General features: G+C 40.0%; 19 protein-coding genes and 1 pseudogene. 12 read left to right on the top strand and 8 right to left on the bottom strand.

Translation table 11 applies throughout. The features are described from left to right. The first annotated feature begins 53 nt into the window (after positions 1–53). From LXL81_RS24035 to LXL81_RS24025, 3 genes are all read left to right on the top strand, one after another. Positions 54–1229, top strand: coding sequence for a 3-dehydroquinate synthase (locus tag LXL81_RS24035; RefSeq protein ID WP_234649658.1), 1176 nt, complete (start codon positions 54–56; stop codon positions 1227–1229). Between the two features lie 57 nt (positions 1230–1286). After that, positions 1287–2492, top strand: coding sequence for a metabolite traffic protein EboE (eboE, locus tag LXL81_RS24030; RefSeq protein ID WP_234649656.1), 1206 nt, complete (start codon positions 1287–1289; stop codon positions 2490–2492). A 390-nt stretch (positions 2493–2882) separates the two neighbouring features. Beyond that, positions 2883–4247 carry an alkaline phosphatase family protein gene (locus LXL81_RS24025; protein WP_234649653.1) on the top strand — a complete coding sequence of 455 codons (1365 nt, stop codon included), beginning with the start codon at positions 2883–2885 and terminating at the stop codon, positions 4245–4247. A gap of 103 nt (positions 4248–4350) precedes the next feature. On the opposite strand, the gene LXL81_RS24020 is transcribed toward LXL81_RS24025, so the two are convergent. Beyond that, complete coding sequence (locus LXL81_RS24020) at positions 4351–4707, bottom strand: nuclear transport factor 2 family protein (protein WP_234649652.1); 357 nt, start codon at positions 4705–4707, stop codon at positions 4351–4353. Between the two features lie 51 nt (positions 4708–4758). After that, positions 4759–5205: a hypothetical protein gene (locus tag LXL81_RS24015; protein ID WP_234649649.1), complete on the bottom strand. Its 447-nt coding sequence runs from the start codon at positions 5203–5205 to the stop codon at positions 4759–4761. A gap of 76 nt (positions 5206–5281) precedes the next feature. On the opposite strand from LXL81_RS24015, the gene LXL81_RS24010 reads away from it, so the two are divergent. The 5 genes from LXL81_RS24010 to LXL81_RS23990 all read left to right on the top strand — a co-directional run bounded on the left by LXL81_RS24010 (position 5282) and on the right by LXL81_RS23990 (position 10965). Then, positions 5282–6463, top strand: coding sequence for a sorbosone dehydrogenase family protein (locus tag LXL81_RS24010; protein ID WP_234649648.1), 1182 nt, complete (start codon positions 5282–5284; stop codon positions 6461–6463). 132 nt (positions 6464–6595) lie between these two features. Further along, a complete protein-coding gene (locus LXL81_RS24005; protein ID WP_234649646.1) occupies positions 6596–7603 on the top strand; it encodes an NAD(P)H-dependent glycerol-3-phosphate dehydrogenase in 1008 nt (335 codons plus the stop codon). Positions 7604–7674: 71 nt separating this feature from the next. Then, complete coding sequence (locus tag LXL81_RS24000) at positions 7675–8760, top strand: exo-alpha-sialidase (protein WP_234649644.1); 1086 nt, start codon at positions 7675–7677, stop codon at positions 8758–8760. Positions 8761–8853: 93 nt separating this feature from the next. Continuing rightward, the gene (locus tag LXL81_RS23995) at positions 8854–9621 is read left to right on the top strand and encodes a hypothetical protein (protein WP_234649641.1); all 768 of its coding nucleotides are present in this window, start codon (positions 8854–8856) and stop codon (positions 9619–9621) included. A gap of 252 nt (positions 9622–9873) precedes the next feature. After that, entirely contained in the window at positions 9874–10965 is a 1092-nt protein-coding gene (locus tag LXL81_RS23990) for a GntR family transcriptional regulator (protein WP_409013961.1), read from the top strand. Here LXL81_RS23990 and LXL81_RS23985 read toward each other — a convergent pair. Next, positions 10966–12100 (bottom strand): annotated as a pseudogene (locus LXL81_RS23985) (glycoside hydrolase family 88 protein). A gap of 177 nt (positions 12101–12277) precedes the next feature. Next, positions 12278–13420: a DEAD/DEAH box helicase gene (locus LXL81_RS23980; RefSeq protein WP_234649639.1), complete on the bottom strand. Its 1143-nt coding sequence runs from the start codon at positions 13418–13420 to the stop codon at positions 12278–12280. A gap of 154 nt (positions 13421–13574) precedes the next feature. Here LXL81_RS23980 and LXL81_RS23975 point away from each other — a divergent pair, with 154 nt between their 5' ends. From LXL81_RS23975 to LXL81_RS23965, 3 genes are all read left to right on the top strand, one after another. Next, complete coding sequence (locus LXL81_RS23975) at positions 13575–15167, top strand: serine hydrolase (protein ID WP_234649637.1); 1593 nt, start codon at positions 13575–13577, stop codon at positions 15165–15167. Positions 15168–15262: 95 nt separating this feature from the next. Then, on the top strand, positions 15263–16537 hold the full coding sequence (locus tag LXL81_RS23970) for a sorbosone dehydrogenase family protein (protein ID WP_234649636.1): 1275 nt from the start codon (positions 15263–15265) through the stop codon (positions 16535–16537). Between the two features lie 270 nt (positions 16538–16807). Further along, on the top strand, positions 16808–17548 hold the full coding sequence (locus tag LXL81_RS23965) for an SDR family oxidoreductase (protein WP_234650095.1): 741 nt from the start codon (positions 16808–16810) through the stop codon (positions 17546–17548). Positions 17549–17637: 89 nt separating this feature from the next. On the opposite strand, the gene LXL81_RS23960 is transcribed toward LXL81_RS23965, so the two are convergent. The 3 genes from LXL81_RS23960 to LXL81_RS23950 all read right to left on the bottom strand — a co-directional run bounded on the left by LXL81_RS23960 (position 17638) and on the right by LXL81_RS23950 (position 19836). Continuing rightward, positions 17638–18447 carry an HAD family hydrolase gene (locus tag LXL81_RS23960; RefSeq protein ID WP_234649634.1) on the bottom strand — a complete coding sequence of 270 codons (810 nt, stop codon included), beginning with the start codon at positions 18445–18447 and terminating at the stop codon, positions 17638–17640. A gap of 137 nt (positions 18448–18584) precedes the next feature. Then, a complete protein-coding gene (locus tag LXL81_RS23955) occupies positions 18585–18779 on the bottom strand; it encodes a DUF2283 domain-containing protein (protein WP_234649632.1) in 195 nt (64 codons plus the stop codon). 85 nt (positions 18780–18864) lie between these two features. Next, positions 18865–19836: a phytanoyl-CoA dioxygenase family protein gene (locus tag LXL81_RS23950; RefSeq protein WP_234649630.1), complete on the bottom strand. Its 972-nt coding sequence runs from the start codon at positions 19834–19836 to the stop codon at positions 18865–18867. 216 nt (positions 19837–20052) lie between these two features. Here LXL81_RS23950 and LXL81_RS23945 point away from each other — a divergent pair, with 216 nt between their 5' ends. After that, the gene (locus LXL81_RS23945; protein ID WP_234649628.1) at positions 20053–20898 is read left to right on the top strand and encodes an AraC family transcriptional regulator; all 846 of its coding nucleotides are present in this window, start codon (positions 20053–20055) and stop codon (positions 20896–20898) included. A gap of 1167 nt (positions 20899–22065) precedes the next feature. Here LXL81_RS23945 and LXL81_RS23940 read toward each other — a convergent pair. Further along, on the bottom strand, positions 22066–22302 hold the full coding sequence (locus LXL81_RS23940) for an acyl carrier protein (protein WP_194118821.1): 237 nt from the start codon (positions 22300–22302) through the stop codon (positions 22066–22068). Positions 22303–22558 lie beyond the last annotated feature (256 nt).

The raw sequence follows: 22558 nt of genomic DNA, 5'->3' as shown, positions 1-22558 counted from the left end.
TGACAAGATTTAAGTCTTCCTGATATTCAGTCATCCATTATTGTTTTTTCAAGATGCAAACCATAAATCAGAGCTTTAAAGTAGAGTATAACTATTCTATTTTTTTTACACACAACCTTTTTGATCAAACCAATAACCTGTTGAGCGATTTTTTCAGCGCTTATACAGAACAAGGATTTCAGCGTAAAGTAATGGTTGTGGTAGATGGGGGATTTCTTTCATTTCATCCGGGACTAATGGATGACATCAAAAACTATTTTGCAACGCGGGTAAAACATATCCAGTTGGCAAAAGACGTGATCGTTGTTCCAGGCGGAGAAGCGTCGAAAAACGATCCCGATTTGTTTGAAAAACTGGCACAGGCCGTTGATATATATGGCGTCGATCGTCACTCTTTTGTAATTGGAATCGGTGGCGGAGCCGTTCTCGATCTGGTTGGTTATGCGGCCGCGGTGTCGCACAGAGGTATTAAACTGATCCGGATTCCTACCACTGTTTTATCACAAAACGATTCTGGTGTTGGTGTGAAAAACGGTATCAATTTCCATGGGAAGAAAAATTTCCTGGGGACATTTGCACCGCCGGTTGCCGTGTTCAATGATCTTACTTATCTAAATACATTGGATGACCGTGACTGGCGTTCAGGAATTTCGGAAGCGATAAAAGTGGCTTTGATCAAAGATGCTTCTTTCTTTGACTGGATTGAAGAAAATGTAACGGCTTTGGCAGATCGTGATGAAACTGTAATGTCATACCTGATTCATCGTTGTGCAGAAATGCATACCGAACATATTGGAAGTGGGGATCCGTTCGAATTCGGTTCTTCCCGTCCGTTGGATTTTGGTCACTGGGCGGCGCATAAACTTGAATATCTTACTGATTTTGAAGTTCGCCATGGGGAAGCGGTTGCAATCGGTATTGCGCTGGATTGTGTGTATGCCAATAAAATAGGTATGCTTTCGGATGCGGACCTGGATAGGATTTATAATGTTCTGGTGAAACTTGGTTTTGATCTTTATCATATCAAACTCGCTGAAAATGATAAAATTAACCTGAGAAATGGCTTACAGGAATTCCGTGAACATTTAGGCGGCAGGTTGACTATCATGCTTTTGGAAAAAATTGGAAAAGGAGTTGAGGTTCATGAAATGGATGCTGATATCATCGCAGCATCGGTTGATGTTCTTGAAAAATACATTTCTGAAAAAAAGGTTTTGACGGAAGGTTAACAGCCTTTTAAAAAATCTTATCAGATTCCCAATTTGTAATTCCCTAAACCTAAAAGTATGATCACCCCTTTCGGACATTTAACCTATTGCAGTAATATTCATCCCGGTGAGAAATGGGATGATCATTTTAAAGCTTTAAAAGAAAATATTCCATATATCAGGCAACGACTGGCTCCCGGAGAACCTTTCGCGCTCGGGTTAAGGCTTGCCAATGACGCCTCAATTGAGCTTATCAAGCCCGAACGTCTGGCGGAATTCAAAAGCTGGCTTACAGAAAACAATGTATATATCACTGTCATAAATGGTTTTCCATACGGTGGCTTTCATGCAACACGTGTAAAAGATGACGTGCATACACCGGATTGGACAACAACTGACCGTGTGGAATATACCAAACGTCTTTTTACAATCCTGTCTCAAATTCTTCCGGAAGATACAGAAGGCGGTGTTTCGACACCTCCATTGTCATACCGTTTGTGGTGGAAAACAGAAGAAGCAAAACGTAATACGATCAATATAGCGACCAAAAATATTCTTACCATCATAGATCATCTGATCTCGATTGAAAAAGAATCCGGTAAGGTAATGCACCTCCATATTGAACCTGAACCAGACGGAATTCTGGACAATACGGTTGATTTCGTAAACTGGTATCGCGATGATCTGCTTCCGACAGGAATCGATTATCTGAATGATAAATATGGATTTTCGGAAGAAAAAAGCAAAGAAACACTTTTGCATTACATCCGCTTATGCTACGATATCTGTCATGCCGCCGTGGCTTTTGAAGAGCCCGAAGATATTTTAAATCGACTTGATGAGATAGGTATAAAAGTGGGAAGAATTCAGGTAAGTTCTGCTTTGAAGGTTGATTTTTCAACAAATCCACAAACAAAATTCGAAGCAATTAAAGCGTTTGACGAACCGGTCTATCTCCATCAGGTGGTCGCTCAAACAACCGAAGGTAAAAAATATTATCCCGATCTGCCGGAAGCTTTGGAAGATTATAAAGAAGGCGAACAGAAGGAATGGCGTGTACATTTCCATGTCCCGCTTTTTATCGAGTCCTATGGTGCACTTGATTCAACACAAAATGCAATCCTAAAAACTCTGGAAATGCACAAAAAAGCACCTTTCGCTCCTTGTCTGGAAGTAGAAACCTATACCTGGGGAGTTCTGCCGGAAGATATTCAAAAACCAATTGGAGATTCGATTGTGCGGGAAATGGAATGGGTGAAAGAATTGTTAATTGTTAAGGGTTAATTGTTAGTGGTGGAGTAGGTCCGGTCTTGAATAATTAGTAATTTATAACTTTTCAACTCCTTAAATTTTGTAAGAATAGCCATTCTTACAAAATTTAATCTTATCGCGCTTCTTATTTCTGGAAGGGAATTGTTACTAAGAAATATTTAGGGCCTATTGGAAGTTAGTATTTTAAAAATCATTTACAACCAAATAATTTGTGGCAATTTGAAACTTGCTATTTCTGGAAAAAAATTAGTTGTTTGGAATATTCTGGCTCCTTTTGGAGCCTCCTGTTTATAGAAATAATTTGCTTTCCCAAAGATTCCTGGCTCCTTCGGAGCCTCCTGTTTTTGGGCATAGCACTACTGATACATTCGTTACTGAATTAACTTTGAAGTTAAGATCAAAATGAAAAAAACCGTTGTCATCGATATCGTTGCGCTTAGTGCTAATTTAATTGGAGAGCATACACCATTTTTGAAAAAATATGTTGAAAAACGTCATCTTACTGCTATAAAGCCGGTTCTTCCTGCAGTTACTACTACTTCTCAATCCACCTATATCACCGGAAAATGGCCGGTTGATCACGGTATCGTGGGAAATGGCTGGTATGATAAGGACGACTCAGAAATAAAATTCTGGAAACAATCAAACAAACTTGTTCAGGCCGACAAAATATGGGATGCTGCCAAAAAAGCGGATCCGACTTTTACCTGCTCGAAAATGTTCTGGTGGTATAATATGTATTCAACTGCTGATTTTTCGGTAACACCACGTCCGCAATATCATGCAGATGGCGTAAAAGCGCCGGATTGTTATGCTTATCCACCGGAATTACGGGATGAACTGCAAGAAAAATTTGGCCAGTTTCCACTTTTTAGTTTTTGGGGGCCGAATGCCAATATCAAATCAACCAAATGGATTGCTGATGCTTCCATGTATGTTGATGACAAACATAACCCAACTTTAACGCTTATTTATCTTCCACATCTGGATTATTGTCTTCAAAAATTTGGCCCGGATTTTTCGAAGATCAGTAAGGAATTAGGTGAAATTGATAAGATTGTAGAAGATCTGGTAACATTTTATGAAGCGAAAAATGCCAGCATTATTCTGCTCTCTGAATACGGAATTAATCCCGTTAACAATCATATTGACATCAACCGGATTTTACGGAATGAAGGATTAATCTCGGTAAGAACTGAACGTTGGTATGAATTGCTGGATGCGGGCGCGTCAAAGGCATTTGCAGCTTCAGATCATCAGATTGCGCATGTTTATTTGAATGATCCAACGGTAAAAGATCAGGTTATCAAAGTTTTGAAGGCTACGCCGGGCATTGATCTGGTTTTGGATAAGGAGCAGCAAAAGGAATTTCATTTAAACCATGACCGTTCCGGAGATATCGTTGTAGTGGCGAAACCGGATAGCTGGTTTACTTATTATTACTGGCTGGATGATGCCAAAGCACCAGATTTCGCACATCTTGTTGAAATTTTTAAAAAGCCGGGTTACGATCCTGTGGAAATGTTTATGGATCCAAAAAATCCATTTATCAAACTTCGCGCAGGCTACAAACTGGGAAGAAAATTGTTAGGATTCCGATATCTGATGGATGTTATTCCATTGGATGCTACGCTTGTGAAAGGCTCACATGGAAGTGTCAATGTGCCACGCGAATATTTCCCGATTCTGGTTACAGACGAGCCTCAGACGAAAGAAATTGAGGCTGTTGATGTTTATGATGTGATTTGGAAGCATTTGGTGCAATAGCTTCGCTTATCATTCCTTTTATACGAATCTGGCTTTTTAATCAAACAACGAAGTCCTGAAATGATTTATCGGTTCAGGACTTCGTTGTTTGTACTAATCAATATCAATAAAAGAATTGCTCTAAAATAACTTTCCCATCCTTAACCTGATAAACACAAACCTCTTCCATACTCATTCTTCCACGTCCTTTAAACGTCGCATCCAATGTCCAGGTAAGAGAAAAGCTGTTACCGGCTACGATAGGATCTGATATTTCAGCGCCATGGAATTCTTCTACACTAGCGTCAAATGCAGCTGATTTTGCTTTAATGGCTTGCAGACCTTCCACTACACGGGGACCCATCATGTCGCTGGCTTCAATACTTTGAGCATCATCTGCATAAAGCGTTTCAAGTACTACATCAATTTTGTTCTGGCGACAAAGTTCTACCAGTTTGTTGGCTACTTCTGAGGTTGTCATTTTATTGAAAGTTAAAGTGAATAAATAGTTTTGTTATCTAAATGAGCAATTTTATTTCTTATGGCGACCCAGTTCAAAACTTACTTTAAGATTTCCGTTTTTTACATTACCATGCGAATAAACGACTTCGCATTCATCAGCATAAATTTCCCCATAAAAAGTTGTATCCACCTTTCCTTTTGGGAGTATGCAGGAGTAAGATGAGTTACCGGGATGGCCAATATATTGGAAATAAATTTTTGCTGAATCATCAATATTGCCTTTCGCTTTAATGGTAAATGGAATACCGAAGCCCACGGTGTTCCACTTTATTCGATTAATAAAAGGGCTGAATCTTTCCCATCGAAAAACAGTATCCTTTGAAACCTTGGTTACCTCAAATTTGTCACCAAATTTCCCGAGAACAAAAGGTGTAGGAAAAACAAAAAATTCAAAACAAATGAAAAGGATGAGGAACAGTGATAATAAGATAATACTAAGCAGTTTTACTGTTTTCATAATTAGAATTTAAGCTAATTAAAAGTTTCCAAAACATTTCCTCCCTCATGACGTTCAATTAGAAAAAAGTAACGTCATGAAAATCACTCACATCTCATTAGTATTGGCCTTAACAGGATTTACAATCGGTTGTTCATCTTCTGATAAGGAAGTAACCGAAGTTGATAACGGACCTGATAAAACGATTACGGCCATCGACGCTTTTCCGGCTTTGACCTTTACTTCTCCTGTTGAAATAAAAGCCCCGTTAGACTCCTCAAACCGGATGTTTGTAGTTGAGCAAGCCGGAGTTATCAAGGTTTTTGATAATAACGGCGCGGTTTCTTCCAGCTCCACATTTCTGGATATCAAAAGCAAGGTCAATGCTGGTGGCGAGCTTGGACTTTTGGGTTTAGCTTTTCATCCGAACTTTAAAACAAACGGTTATTTTTATGTAAACTACACAAAAAGCAATCCGTTACAAACAGTCATTGCGCGTTATAAAGCCAATCCATCAACGGGAAATATGGCAGATGCTTCCAGCGAAACTATTCTTTTAACCTACAATCAGCCCTTTACCAATCACAAAGGGGGCTCGTTACAATTTGGTAAAGATGGTTACTTATATATTGCTGCCGGAGATGGTGGAAGTGCCGGTGACCCGCAAAACAATGCGCAGAATAGGAAAACCTTTTTGGGGAAAATACTGCGTATTGATGTGAATGCCACAACCAAAGGGAATTATGGAATTCCGGCAGATAATCCGTTTGCAGGAAATACGGAAGGTTTTTTTGAAGAAATATATGCTTACGGTTTGAGAAATCCATGGAAGATAAGTTTTGATACCGGATCTGACCGGTTTTTTGCGGCAGACGTTGGTCAAAGTGTAAAAGAAGAAATAAACCTGATCACAAAAGGGGGTAATTACGGCTGGAAGATCAAGGAAGGCAAAAATTGTTATAGTCCTTCTTCCAATTGTGAGGCGACCGGCCTGATCGAGCCTGTTTTTGATTATGGAAGAGCGGAGGGCGATGTTTCCATTACGGGCGGTTATGTTTACCGGGGTTCAGCCATCGCAAGTTTGGCAGGGAAATATATCTACGGCGATTACGCCAGCGGCCGTATCTGGGCTTTGGAATTGGATGGAAATATGGTGAAAGCCAATACGCTTCTTATGAAAATCAGCGGCTCGATTTCTACGTTCGGGCAAGATTCCAAAGGCGAAGTTTATTTTGCCAATTATGCCAATGGAAAAATTATGAAGCTGGGAGTGAATTAAGATTGCTTTTGAATTGATAGAAAGCCTTACTTTTGACGATTATTTACTTTTATCGGTAGTGGTCAGAAGTAAGGTTTTTGGTTTATTTCTTTTTCATTTAGAAGAAGAAAGCTCAAAAGTATCAATGGAAACATGAGTTTTTTAAATAATAATAGAATTGCGGTCATAGGAGGAGGGAGCTGGGCGACGGCACTGATAAAAATCTTGTGTGAACAGCCAAATATCCAGATTCGCTGGTGGCTCAGAAACGGAAAAGATATTGAGCATATCCGCAAATTTCATCACAATCCGAGTTATTTGAGTGATGTCTATTTATCTCCCAAAAAAGTTAAAGTTTTCGAGAAAACCCGTGATGCAGTAAAGGGCGCTGACTTTGTAATTCTTGCCGTTCCCGCTGCCTTTGTTCAGGAATCATTACAGGATCTGAATGAGTCTCATTTGAAAGGAAAGCGCATTGTTTCTGCAATCAAAGGAATGATTCCGGAAGAGAATATTCTGGTGACCGACTGGGTTTCTGAAAAGTTTGGCATTCCGCTAAAAGATATAGCGGTTATTGCCGGCCCTTGTCACGCAGAGGAAGTTGCGCTAGAAAAACAATCCTACCTCACCATCGCTTCCACGGACGCCGTTTGTGCAGAAGATTTTTCCAAATTGATGACATGCCGGTTTGTAACGGCACATCCACTGGCCGATCTTTATGGTGTGGAATACGCGGCGGTGATGAAAAACATTATTGCATTGGCCTGCGGCATTACCCACGGTTTAGGCAATGGAGATAATTTCCAGGCGGTTATGGTTTCCAATGCCATGCAGGAAATCCGTCATTTTGTAACTGCTTTGGATCCGCGGGAGCGGGAATTGAGCACTTCCGCTTATCTCGGAGATTTACTGGTGACTGCTTATTCCCAATTCAGCAGAAACCGGTTATTTGGTAATATGGTCGGGCGCGGATATAGTGTAAAAGCGGCTCAGCTTGAAATGAAAATGATCGCCGAAGGCTATTATGCAACGAAAAGTATTTATGAATTGAATAAAACTTTGCACGTAGATCTGCCCATCACCACCGCAGTTTACAGCATACTTTACGAAGAAGAATCTCCTTCCGTTGTGATTGAAGCATTGAAAAAGAACTTAAAGTAGTGGCCCATTTTGTACCAAAACGGGTACTTCAAACGAGACTACTTACCTGATTTTCGATTTTATTTTTAAATATGATTTTACACTATCGTTTTTTTGCCGCTTCGCTTTTTACAATCGCTTTGTTTGTAGCCTGTACTACCCAACAGGAAACTTCTTCCGCAAATGTTACACCAGTCAAAGATTTCGTTTTTGGCGATAACCGTCCATTTCCACAATGTCATGCTTCAACTCTGGTAAGGCTTAAAGACGGACAGTTTCTGGTGGCGTGGTTTGGCGGTACGGAGGAAAAAAATCCTGATGTTGGAATCTGGCTTTCCAAAGGTCGTCCCGGTCAATGGAGCGCGCCTGTTGAGGTGGCGAAAATAAGAGAAGATGCACATTGGAATCCGGTTTTGCAGAATGCGCCGGATGGTACCATTTACCTGTATTTCAAAGTTGGAAAAACAATCCCTTACTGGGAAACCTGGGTGAAAAAATCAGCTGATGGCGGGAAAACCTGGTCGGAAGCCTATGAACTTGTTCCGGGTGATAAAGGCGGAAGAGGGCCGGTTAAAGATAAATTGATCGAACTTTCAAACGGGACCTGGCTGGCAGGAGCTTCCAATGAATATAAACGCTGGGAAGTTTTTGTGGACAGAAGTGAAGACAAAGGTAAAACCTGGATTGCTTCTCCGCACTTAAAAATCGATACCACTGAAATAAAAGGAAAAGGGGCGATCCAGCCAACGCTTTGGGAAACTCAACCGGGGAAAGTACACATGCTGGTCCGTACGACCGGTGGAATCATCGGTCGTAGTGATTCGGAAGATTATGGAAAAACCTGGTCTACCATTGCCAGCTCAAAACTTCCTAACCCCAATAGTGGTATTGATGTGACGAAAGTACAAGACGGAACCCTTGTACTGGCTTACAATCCTGATGCAAAAGATTGGGGTTCTCGTTCGCCATTATCACTTGCTTTATCGTTTGATAATGGCAAAACATGGCCTGAAAAAATCGATATTGAAACAGGAAAAAAGACAGATGAATTCTCCTATCCTGCGATTATCAGCTGGGGAGATTCCGTTGCTGTTTCCTATACCTGGAACAGGCAAAAAATTGCATTTTGGCTGGGAACCAAAAGCGATATCAAAAAACTGGCTACTGTCAGGAAATGAAATAATTTCGATAAATTTTGGTATAATTTGGTTACACATTGTTTATATTCGAATGACAGAAAGCCAATCTCTCATTTGATATAAACAATAGCCATGAAAATAATTTCTGCCCTAACCGCCTGTGCAACTGTGATGTTGTGCAGCTGTTCTCCTTATTATTACTCGCCCAATAAAGGCAATATTCCAAATATCAGAGAAAAAAATGACATCAGACTGGACGCAGGTTTAGGTGGCGGTCTGGTCATGAGAGGAGCTGATGTACAATTGGCTTATGCGCCTTTGAATCATGTTGGCATCATGGTCAATGGAGCATTAACCAGCAGTATAAGTACAAAAGAATCGGCCTACGTTAAGAGAAGGGAATCGCGTAGTCAGTATTTGGAAGCTGCACTTGGCTATTTTACCAAACTGGAAGAAAATACAAACTGGGTTTTTGAAGTGTATGCAGGTGCAGGAAAAGGTGACTATAAGGTATTTTATACAATAGATCAGACTGCGCAGATTCATCTTGATAAATATTTTATTCAGCCCTCTCTGAGTTTTACACATCCGAACAAAAATCTGGAGTTCAGTATTGGTTCGCGGTTTTCCGGAGCTCGCCACTCACTTGGTTATTCCAATTTAGTTGACGGCATGGATCGGGATGAATATTATTTGAGAAACCTGCAAAATACGCTCAATGAGTTATCAGTATATTGGGAGCCAACTTTCCGGTTTAGCGGTGGAGGTAAAAATGTGAAGGGTTATGTGAGCTATACGCCCTCGGTTGCTATGTTCAACGTCAATAGTGGTGTGGATAGAGAATTTGTTAACATTAGTCTGGGTGTGCGCCTGACGATGAACACTTCCCGCAAAAAATAACCTACAAATCTTAATTAATATAGAAGCCGGAAAAATTTTACCGGTGAAGGATTTTGTTTGTCCATTTTAAGATAAGGAAGAAGCTACTTTTCCTAAAAAACTTTTGGCAACGTTCCCGATAACGTTTGCATTAAAATACTTACCTTAATTGCATTTTACAGGTTATTTATTGACTAATATACAGTGTCGATCATGTTTTGACAAGAATATGAGTTGCCGCCTTATTAGTAATTTTAAATAAACAGTAAAAAAATGACAGGATATAACACGGCCCGTGCTAACCTGGTAACCCAGCGTTTTGTTTTCAAAGATGTTTATTTTGATGACCGTGAAAACGGCTTTCAAATGCAATTTGATCCGGAAGATAAAATGCCAAAATACAAGCAGATCGTGAAGTCTGTCAAAAGTGATATTGAACGTGGTATTTTAAAAAAGGGCACACAGCTTCCATCCATCAGTGAACTAAGTGTAGAATATTTACTGGCGCGGGATACAGTCGAGAAAGCTTACCGTGAACTACGGAATACAGGATATATTACTTCCGTACAGGGGAAAGGTTATTATGTGCAATCCAGTCAGGAAAAGAAAGAAAAGATTTTGTTAGTTTTTAACAAACTGAGTTCTTACAAGAAAATAATTTATTATTCTTTCATCAGGGCTTTGGGAGACAATGCCATTGTGGATCTGGAAATTCATCATTACAGCGTAAAACGTTTCCGCGAGATTATTGATAAAAATCTCGGTAATTATAACCATTATGTGATAATGCCTCATTTTGATCAAACTGAGGAAGAGGATTATGTAAGCATCTTAAAAACAATTCCATCTTCACAGTTGGTATTGCTCGATCGTGAAATTCCTGAGTTAAACAAGCCGGTATCGAGCATTCATCAAAGTTTTGATAAAGATATTTTTGGCGCACTGGAGAGTGCCAATGATCTGATGGAAAAGTATCAGCGGCTGGTTTTGGTATTTCCGTTTGACGGGAATTATCCAAAGGAAATTATCACAGGCTTTCGGAATTATTGTATTAATTACAACAAGGAATATGATATCCTTGAAGATATTCATAACGAAAATCTTTCACGCGGAACTGCCTATATCGTGGTTGAGGAAAATGATCTTGCTGAACTCGTAAAAAAGACAAGGCAGTCGACTTATGAAATGGGAAGGGAAATAGGCTTGATTTCCTTTAATGAGACTACATTGAAAGAGTTACTGGGCATTACCGTGGTCACAACTGATTTTGAAAATATGGGCCGCACGGCTGCTGCTTTGATCTTGAACAAAGAACAGACCAAAGTGAAAAATCCATTTTTCATGATCCGCCGCGGATCACTTTAATTATTTCATTTTGTAGATCTCGCTTCCCGCAAGCAAAAAGCATCCTAATCCGTAATCCTCGAAATCTGGTATGCTGGTGTAGTTAACAGGTTGCCCGTCTTTGGGTTCTTTGCCGGTACCCTGTACAAAACCCAGGAAACCGTCCTGATGTAATGATTCTGTCTGAAGCGCATTCCAGGCTTTTACGATAGTGGAATTGTATGTTTTATTTTTGACTAAACCATTATTAATTGCCCATGCCATTCCATAAATAAACAGCGCAGTACCTGTTAATTCTTTGCCGCCGAAGTCCGTTGGATCGGTTAAACTTACATTCCAATAACCGTCTGTACGTTGCAAAGGCGCCAGAGCAGCCAACATTTCTAAAAGCATTTTCTCATATTCGGCGCGATGAGGAGCGTTTATTGGCATAATGTCCAGTACGCGGACAAGCGCAGCGATAATCCAGCCATTTCCACGCGACCAGTAACAATTTTTGCCCGCGGGGATTTTGTATGGAGGCAAAAAATCCTTATCCCGCCACCACAGTTTTTCATCAGGATTATACAAGCCGGAACCGCCTTCTTTGGTTTTTGTATGTGTGTATAGCGCATACATTTTTTCTAAATAGCGGTCATCTTATAACACCAAGTTTGGCAAAAACGGGCATAGCCATTTGTAACGCGTCGATCCACGTCCAGTCGCTGACCTTTTCAGAATCAACCATCAAATCAATAGAAGCTTTAATATCTTTAATCCGCTCTTCTTTTTTATCAATCAGGTAAAGATCAATATAAGTCTGGCCGCAGCATTGGTCATCGCCATTTCTGGTTTGAATACCATTTCTCAATCCCCATTTGTGATTTTCACCCCAGGAAACGGCGTAATCATAGTAATTTTTTTGTGGATCAATTTGGTAAAGTGCCATCAACCCTTCATAATAGACAGCACGTGTCCAGATATTACTTGGCCTTTCACGGTTTGTGATGATGGATTTGCCAGTGTCCGGCCACTTTTTTACAAAATAGTCATTCGCAAGACGAAGCGATTTGAGAAGTTCTTTTTTATCAATTTTGGATGAATCAGTATCTGTTGCCCAGACATTTGATAATGCAGATCCTGCAAGTAATATTCCCAGAACTTCACGCCTTTCCATAATTGAAAATTAAATTGAAGGACAATAATTTTTGTCCGGACGTAAAATTAGGGTAGCAATTTCGCAAACCTTCCTGCGCTCTCCTGTATTGGCTTTCAGTTGTCAAAAATCGTTGTCACAAGAAAAAGTTGTCATAACTCAAATCTGACAGCCGAAAGCCGACCGCCGACAGCCCAATTAAAACCCCATCAAATCCAGATCAAAAGTTTCAGTCATTTCAACCCGTTTTCCCATCTTTTTCTGGATGATTTTCCAATGATGTGCATCTTCGGGAATGATCAGGGAAATGGCTTCTCCCGTTGCTTCGGCACGGCCTGTGCGGCCAATCCGGTGGATATAATCTTTCGGTGAACGGGGTAATTCAAAGTTGATCACGTAAGGCAAAAACTGAATATCAATACCTCTGGAAACCAGATCCGTAGCGACCATCACCGTCAGTTTTCCGGATTTAAATTTATTTAAAACTTCCGTTCTTGCTCCCTGGCTTTTTTTGCTATGCATTGCTGCCGCCTGTATGCCGTTTTTTGATAATTTATCAACAAGATTATCCGCTGTTCTCGTTGAAGAAACAAAAACGAGAACCTGTTTCATTTCACCCGTTTTGATCAGGTAGCGAAGCAATGGTCCTTTTCTTTCAGGATCAACAAAATAACCGCTTTGTTTGATCAGATCGAGGTTTTGTTCTTCCTCTTCAATTTCTATCGTAACCGGATTTCTTAGTATACTTTTGTGGATTTTTTCAACTTCATCCCCCAGAGTTGCAGAGAACAAGATGCTCTGGCGTTTTTTAGGCAGCAGAAAAAAGATGTCCTTCATTTCATCCGCAAATCCCAGATTCAGCATTTTATCAGCTTCATCCAAAACCAGAATTTCCGTTTCCGTAATGTTCAGTGCTTTTGACGATAACAAATCCAGTAATCTTCCCGGCGTGGCGATCAATATCTCAACACCTTGCAAAGCCATCATTTGCGGATTGATAGAAACACCTCCGTAAATCGCAAGAGACTTTACTTTTCTAGGCATTTTTTCTCCAAATGTCTGAAAAACGACGCCAATCTGAACAGCAAGTTCTCTGGTTGGTACCAAAACCAGGGCGGTTATAAAACGGTTTTTCGGAGCACTTTTGGTCTGAAACATTTCAAGAATCGGCAAAACAAAACTTGCGGTTTTTCCTGAACCTGTCTTAGCGATTCCCAAAATATCTTTTCCCGCCAGAATCGCCGGAATTGCTTCCTGCTGAATCGGATACGGTTGAGTATAATTTTGTTCTGCTATGGTTTTTAATAAAGGTTCGGATAAGCCGAGCGTTTTGAAAGACATATGATTTTGTAATGTTAAGATAAAAGGTGCCAAAGGCCGGTGTAAATATACCAATAAGCCAGCTATCATCTTTCCATACCAGGAAAATCATCGTTTCTATCTGACATTTTACTATTGAATAAATATATCAAACAGACTTTATTTCCCTGCAATCATGGTACTAGATCGAAGAGAGTTCTTAGAAAAATTAGGTTTTGGCGCTCTTGCAGTTGGGCTGATCAGTCAGCTTCCGACGGCATCCTGGGCTGCAAAAGTTCCGGGATTACAATTGCCAAGAAGTTTGCCGGAAACACAGGGCATCGCTTCTTCGGGGATACTTGATTTTGTAAATGCGGTTGAAACAGATAAGCTCAATTTGCATAGTATCATGGTTGTGCGCCACGGAAATGTGGTAGCCGAAGGCTGGTGGGGACCTTATGCGCCGGATTTAAAGCATACACTTTATTCGCTGAGTAAAAGTTTTACTTCCACAGCCGTGGGTTTAGCGGTTGCCGAAGGAAAATTAAAAGTGGAAGATAAAGTGGTTTCTTTCTTTCCAAAGGACGTTCCGGCTACGATCAGTGCAAATCTGGCTGCGATGCGTGTGAAAGATTTATTGACCATGTCAACCGGCCATGATACCGATAGTACACCTTCTCTGAGAAACGGAAAGGATACAAATTGGGTGAAAAGTTTCCTTTCGCTACCCGTAGACCACGAGCCGGGATCGTTTTTTGTTTACAACAGCGGCGCGACTTATATGTTATCCGCGATCGTCCAGAAATTGACGGGACAAACAGTTTTGGCCTATTTAACGCCCCGACTATTTAAACCATTAAACATTGAAGGCGCAGACTGGGAGGTAGATCCTAACGGTATCAATACCGGCGGATGGGGTTTACGTTTGAAAACCGAGGACATCGCCAAATTTGGGCAGCTGTATTTACAAAAAGGTATGTGGAACGGGAAACGTATTATTGCCGAAAACTGGATAAAGGACGCAACCAGTTTTGAGGTTCAATCAAAAGGCGGATCAAGGAAAAAAGAAGAAAATGACTGGTTGCAAGGTTATGGATATCAATTCTGGCGTTGCAGGCATGATGCATATCGTGGCGATGGTGCATATGGGCAATATTGTATTGTTATACCAAAAGAAGATCTTGTGGTGGCAATCACCAGTGAGACTTCGGATATGCAGGGAATCCTGGATCAGGTTTGGAATCATATTTTACCTGCAATTAAAAGCACTGCAACAGCAGCTGACAAGCTGGCATCAGGCCAGTTAAAACAAAAATTATCGACATTGGCAGTTCCGTTGGAAAAGGGGAAAACAACTTCACAGCTGGTCAGTACTGTTAGTGGTAAAAGTTTTAGTATCGGGGAAAATTCTCTGGCGGTTAGCGCAGTTTCACTAACTTTTAAAGAAGGTGGGTGCGATTTTAAAATGAAAGACGCGCAGGGTGAACATGTAATTAGTTGTGGAATTAATAAGTGGAAAATCGGTATAACCGACCTGAATATTGTTCCTTTAAAACTTACTGCAACGGTTATTCCGGGTGAAACAAAAACTAAAATTGCCGCTAGCGGGGCGTGGACAGATGACAAGACTTTCGAAATGACCTGGCGTTTTATCGAATCCGCGCATTATGAAGTTGTTAAATGCAGGTTTGAGGAAGGGGGAATTGAGACGGAATTTTTAAGAAGTCTGGCAATTTTGGGGAAAACCAAAGACACGAGACCTGTTTTAAAAGGAAAATTAATGAGTTGATTTGATAAGAATCCGTTGGCATTATTATTTAATGTATCATGGCATCGGTCATAAGCATGGCTGATGCTTTTGTTTTTAAGACATATCATCAACTTATGAAAAAGATTCACTTTATGACGCTCTGCACGCTTGCAGGTATTACACTGTTCAGCTGTAATAACAGTAAAAAAGAGGAAAAGCAAGTTGCTGAATCCGGTGCTGATACTGTTCAGACAGAAGTGCAAACGGCTGTGGACAGCCTGAATTTGCCTGCACCTTTTGCAACCAAATCTTCGGAAAAACGACCGGACGTTGAAGGTTGGAAAGATGGGCAAATGCCAAAGGCTCCGGAAGGTTTTGTTGTAACAAAATATGCCGACAAACTTGATAATCCACGCTGGTCTTACGTAGCACCCAATGGAGATGTTTTTGTAGCTGAGTCGGCAACCAAAAAAAGTGCCGACAGGATTACATTACTTCGTGATGTAAATAAAGATGGTGTACCTGAAATAAAGGAGGTTTTCATGGAAAAGTTGAAACAGCCGCTGGGTATGCTGATCCTTAAAAACTATTTCTATGTTGGAAACACGGATGGGGTAACACGTTATCCATATAAAACAGGTGATACAAAAATTACCGGAAAAGGGGAAAAAATTCTTGAATTGCCTGCGGGTGGGTATAATAACCACTGGACCAGAAATTTATTAGCGAGTGCGGATGGCTCAAAAATTTATGTATCAGTTGGTTCTGGCAGTAATGTTGCAGAACATGGTATGGACAATGAGAAACGTCGTGCTAATATTTTACAGATTAATCCGGATGGAACGGGCGAAAAAGTATTTGCAAGTGGTTTGAGAAATCCCGTTGGAATGGGTTGGGCCCCCGGGACTAACGCGCTTTGGACAGCTGTGAATGAGCGTGATGAACTGGGTGATGAACTTGTTCCGGATTATTTAACGAGTGTAAAAGAAGGCGGATTTTACGGATGGCCGTATTCCTATTTCGGAAATCACCCGGATCCAAGAATGAAAGGTGAAGGAAAAGACCTGGTTGCCAAGGCGATTGTGCCTGATGTTCCGCTGGGTTCTCACACGGCGTCATTAGGGCTTGCATTTTATAACAAAACAGAATTCCCTTCAAAGTATCATAATGGTGCATTTGTTGGTCAGCACGGTTCTTGGAACAGGTCAAAAATCTCAGGATACAAAGTTCTTTTCGTTCCATTTAAAAATGGAAAACCATCAGGAAAACCGGAAGATTTTTTAACTGGTTTTATTGAAAATGAAGATAAAGTTTATGGCCGTCCCGTCGGGATTGCTGTTTTGGGAGATGGCTCATTATTAGTAAATGATGATTCCGGTGGCACGATCTGGCGTGTAAGTGCCAAATAAGAAATTAGCTTTGAGGAATAAAATAGGTGGCCTGGTTTGAAAGAATCAGGCCATTTCTATATGTCGAAGATCACCATGGGTACGGCCAGATTAATTATTTGTATTTCATTAACAGAAAGTTAAAATATTTTCTCGATAAAATTTGCATTATAATACCAATCGGTATATTTTTACATCGTTATTCCTGATGTGTATGGTTTAGATCATCAGAAGTAACATTATTTTTTAAACTTACATATACCGATCAGTATATAACTTAAATTAAATAAAATTAAAACGATAAATAATACAGTTCTAATCACTGGCGGAAGTGCAGGAATTGGTTTTGCAATTGCAAAACTGTTGTCAGAAAAAGGAAATCAAGTAATTATAACCGGAAGGGACAAAACACGATTGGATAGCGCTCTTTCCAAACTGCCGGGCGTGATAGGTTATGCTTATGACGTTACAAAAGAAGATGAGGTAGATCAGCTGATTGAGATATTGACAAAGGATTTTCCAACACTTAATATTGTGATTAACAACGCTGGAAAAGCACATCTTTCCAGGCTGACAGAAGAAGTAGGTATCTTTCAAAAGGCAGGCGAGGAAATGCTGACCAACTATCTTTCAATTCTTCGGATCAATGAAAAACTGCTATCCCTGCTAGGTGCACAGAAAGAATCTGCGATTGTAAATGTTTCGAGCATTGTGGCTTTTGTGCCAAATCATGTGATGGCTACTTACGGAGCGAGTAAAGCCGCTCTGCATTCTTATAGTCAGTCGCTGCGCATCGCTTTGGCAAAATCAACAAGCATTAAAGTTTTTGAATTAATGCCTCCTTTAGTAAATACAGATTTTTCTCAGGAAATTGGAGGAGCGAATGGAATATCACCAGTGCAGGTTGCCGAAGATCTGGTGCAGGCATTGGAAAGTGATACATATGAAATTCATGTGGGCAGAACAGCACAGATATTCGAATTATTCCATACATCCCCGGCGGATGCTCTGGCAGCTATGAATCCGAGCTGATTTAATAATTATATAAAATCCGTAGGATTCAGCAACTGATCTAAATTAAAACATTGCTGAATCCGACGGATTTCTATTAAATTATCTTATTATTCTGTCGTAATGGTGTGGTTAACCAAGGCAGAGAGCACTTCAACTACGCCATTTTCATCATTACTTTTGGCTATGAATCTTGCTACGCTTTTGATATCCGGATGCGCGTTGGCCATTGCGTAGGAGTAGTAGCCTTTTTGAAGCATTTCCAGATCATTAAAATAATCGCCAAAGACCATGGTTTCTTCAAAAGTTACGCCAAATTTTGCCTGCAAAACCTCCATGGCTTTCCCCTTGTTAGCTTGTTTATGAGAAATATCAAGCCATATTGGTCCGGAAACTTTTACCTGATAGGCATCCTGCAAATATTTGTAATGCGGATAACTATTGCCTTCTGAACCAGCCAGATCACATAAAGTAAATTTCAGAAATTGATCATCTTCGACGTTTAACAAATCGTCAACAACTTCATATCTTTCAAAATACAATTTCAGGTGATCAATAAATTCCGGTTCATTGCTTTCTACATAAGCTTTTTTCTTCCCACAAATCACGGCATAAGTTCCGCCAATACTTCTGGATTTTATGATCAGCTCCTTTACAATCTGATGATCCATATCCTGCACATGGATTTCTTCATTTTGATAAACGACATAACTTCCGTTTTCAGCAGCAAAAATGACCTCGTCCTTTATCTCATCCAACGTTTTTAAAAGATTGTAATATTGCCTGCCACTTGCTGCGACAAAAATAATTCCCTGCTCTTTTAACTTTCTGAATACCGGCAAAAAAGAATCACTTAACTCATGTTTCGAATTGAGAAGCGTACCGTCCATATCTGTTGCAACCAGCTTTATATCTGACATCCTGATGTTTTTTCTTGATCAATAGTATATATAAAGAACGGCCACAGGAATAAATAATTCCCAATGTAGATTAACTATTTGTGACTGAAATTTGATTTTAAGTATCCTGTGAAGGGATTACAGAAAATGTAATCGTATTATACAGATTCGAATTCCAGTTTCGATGGCTGTATAGTGGACTTTGATGCATCCAGTATTTCTATACCAGCTAATTGTCCATCCGCCGTATAATCCAGGATTACGCCTTTTTTGTCAACATCGGATTCCGCAATCGCAAGGTCGCTCAGTTTGATATAAAGGATATCAGTTTCTTTATCGTATTTAACTTTCATCGGAATTTTGAAAAATTAGATCGAGTTTGAGACTGTGAGTCAAGACCTTGGTAACAAAAATTACAGGTCCATTCTGCAATACTAATCACCACTTTTCCAACCCCAACAATTTCTTCCCCAATTCGGATAGCTCAGCGGTTCCATATTTTGTTTTTTCCCAATTTCTGGGATCGCCCGGAAAAGCATAACCTTCCGGTGCTTGTCTTTCTTTCCACGAATTAATCCGCCATTGACGTAATTCTTCATTTTCTTCCTGCGCAGGCATCATTGCAATGTATTGAGCAAGGCGAACTTTGTCTTTACTTCGGTTTGCACGAATTCCATGGGGCTGGGAACTATTGAAAATCAACAGATCTCCCGCGTTCATTTTTACTTTAACCAATTCAAAACCAGTAGTATCCGGTTGGAAATGATTGCGGTCTTCGGGTTGTGTCAATTTCCAGGTGCCATAGGTTCTGAACAATTCAGGAATACATTGAAAGCCACCCATATTTTCATCATCCTGATCCGCCAAAGCCAAAACACCCTGAACATTTTGCGGTTTTGTTTCCGGATCATAATCCCAATGAATAAAACCTTTGTAGTCAAAGCCCGGCCGCAATGGGACATTCAAATTGGCACGGTCAATTGTGACCCATAACTTTTCCGTTCCCCAAATATCAGTGAACGCCTGGTGCACTTTTGGAAACTGACGGTTGTCCCACATATACTGATGGTTATAAACTTCAACCATTCCGGTATTAGTTAATTCTTTCATTTTCATTTCTGCACGTGGCGGCGCATACCAGGTTTCCGGATCATTCGGATCTTTTTCCTCAAATTCCCAAAGAAAATCTGCCAGCTTTTTAACCTGTTCTTTTGGAACGGCATCTTTGATCACAATGTAGCCATTCGTGATCCAGAATTGCCAGTCCTCCTCGGTCAATAAACCAAGTGGTTTTCCATTACTCCGGTCGTTCAGTTTGACATTGCTTGATTTCGCAGTGGATGGATTTCCCGGAATATCTTTATGGGTGTTATTGGGCACCATCGTTGGTGCCATGATTTTATGGTCCATTGTTAATGATATTTTTGTGTGATTTAATAGGATAAAGTTACTTTATAAGGAGTCGTCATATCCACCGCTCCAATATCCACTATTTGCTCTCTATTGATATTTTTGGTAAATTTTAATCCGGAATTGGCAAAAAAGAGACGAAATATTTATTAGACAGCCTGGCATTCTCAAAAAAGACAATTCTGGCTATACTAACTGCTAAAAGCCAACAGCAAAATGAAAATTGTTCGAGAGGAAATCGCGCCCGATCAGGGAAGTTCATTTAAAGTCCTGCTAACACCCGGCCTGAATGATACTTTTCTCTGGCATTTTCATCCTGAGTATGAAATTGTTTATGTGGAAGGAACCAGCGGGACACGGCATGTCGGAGATCATACTTCGATTTATGAAGGAAGCGACCTTGTTTTCATCGGACCAAATATTCCTCATTTGAATTTTGATTACGGCGTAAGAACTTCATGCGAGCAGGTGATTATTCAAATGAAGGAAAATTTCCTGGGAAAAGATTTTCTGGAAATTCCAGAATTTGCGGCGATTAAAAAACTGTTTGATCAATCTCATTTTGGACTATCCTTTTCGGGGGAAACGAAACAAATTGTTGGAGAGAGATTAAAAGTTTTGCCTGATCTTGATCACTTTGATCAGCTGATTTCGCTTCTGCAAATTTTAAGAATATTGGCAACGTCTAATCAGGTAAGCGTTTTAAATAATACACCAGCTGGAAATAAATCGCTGCAAAAAGAACAGTTACGGATGGATTCAATTTATAAATATGTTGAAACACATTTTGATCAAAAACCGGATGTGAATTTTATTGCAGAGCAGGTTAATCTTACCACCGCTGCTTTTTGCAGATTTTTCAGGAAAAATGTAAAAATGACTTTTACGGATTTTGTTAATCAGTATCGTATCAATCAGGCGAAGAATTATTTATTACAGGACAAAACGGTCTCAGAAACATGTTTTGCAGTTGGTTTTGAGAGTTTATCTTATTTTAATAAGTTGTTTAAAAAAGTGGAAGGTGAAAATCCTTCTGAGTTTAAGAGGCGTTATTTGAAATAAGGGTTTTATTGCATTCAATTCTATCTGGCTCCGCGTCCAGCTTATAGAAAACGGTAAAGGGATATATTTTCTCTGGCTCCATCGGAGCCTCCCGTTTATAGAAAAGCGGCAACAGGATATATTTCCTGGCTCCTTCGGAGACCCCTGGAATTATCTGTGTTATCGCAATTAATAAGATGATTTTAGGATAAGGAAACTCCTGACGGAGTTGGACTTAGATAAGCCCAAAATTCCCGCTATAAACAGGTGACGGCTAAGCCGTCTTGAAACTTCGAAATTTATGGATTGGAATTTGAATTCTTTCAAGCCTGCATTATCAACATTAACCAAATTAAACTTCTTAATGGCTCCTTTGGAGCCTCCTGTTTATAGAAACGGCAACAGTTTATCTTTCCCGGCTCCTTCGGAGCCTCCTGGAATTTCTGTGTTATCGCAATTAATAAAATGATTCAAGGAAACTCCTGACGGAGTTGGACCTGGGAAGTACTGAATTCATGCTATAAACAGGTGACGGCTAAGCCGTCTTGAAACTTCGAAATTTATGGATTGGAATTTGAATTCTTTCAAGCCTGCATTATCAGCATTAACCAAATTAAACTTCTTAATGGCTCCTTTGGAGCCTCCTGTTTATAGAAACGGCAACAGTTTATCTTTCCCGGCTCCTTCGGAGCCTCCTGGAATTTCTGTGTTATCGCAATTGATAAAATGATTCAAGGAAACTCCTGACGGAGTTGGACCTGGGAAGTACTGAATTCATGCTATAAACAGGTGACGGCTAAGACGTCTTGCAACTTTTAAATTTATGGATTGGAATTGGAATTCTTTCAAGACTGATTTATAAACATTAACCAAATTAAACATCTTAATGGCTCCTTTGGAGCCTCCTGTTTATAGAAAACGGGAACAAGAGATCTTTCCTGGCTCCTTTCGGAGCCTCCTGGAATTATCTGTGTTATCGCAATTAATAAGATGATTTAAGGATAAGGAAACTCCTGACGGAGTTGGACCTGGAAGTACTGAATTCATGCAATAAACAGGTGACGGCTAAGCCATCTGGCTAGTACAAAATTTGTAAAAAGGGATTAAATACTTTGGAGCTTTTTCTGGGAAAAACCACCGAAATTTTCGAAAAAAGGCTTACCCGATTCAGGATAAGCCTCAATTATATTAAGCAATAACAGCCATTTTATTTTGCAGATATTCACTGATTTCCTTCACCGTTTGCAGCTTGGGATAATCTTCATCAGGAATAGAAACTTTAAATTGATCTTCCATCTGTAAAATTAAATCAACGGTATCGAGGCTGTCAAGTCCCAGATCACGTGAAAGATTGGCATCGTCTGTGATAGATTGAAACGGCAGGCCGGAATTCGTTGCCAATAATGTCCTGATTTGCTCTTTCATAGGAAAATCTTTGGTTTATGATAAATAGGAATACGAGAGATTCTCCTTTTTTGTGGCAACACGCGCATTGTTAAATTAAAGCAGAAGGGCAGAAAAATTTTCTATCACTTTTTGATGAGCTGCGTGGTAGGAAAATTCGGATATTTTCACTCCAACTTTACAGCAAGAATAAGGTTATTCAATGACGAAAAAGTAACATTCGGGGAATCAATTGGTTGTTGAAACAATATTCATAATTTAGAAACATAAACCAAAA

The sequence above is a fragment of the Dyadobacter sp. CY356 genome (genome assembly GCF_021440195.1).
Lineage (GTDB): Bacteria > Bacteroidota > Bacteroidia > Cytophagales > Spirosomataceae > Dyadobacter.
This window is presented reverse-complemented; position numbering and strand designations above follow the sequence as displayed.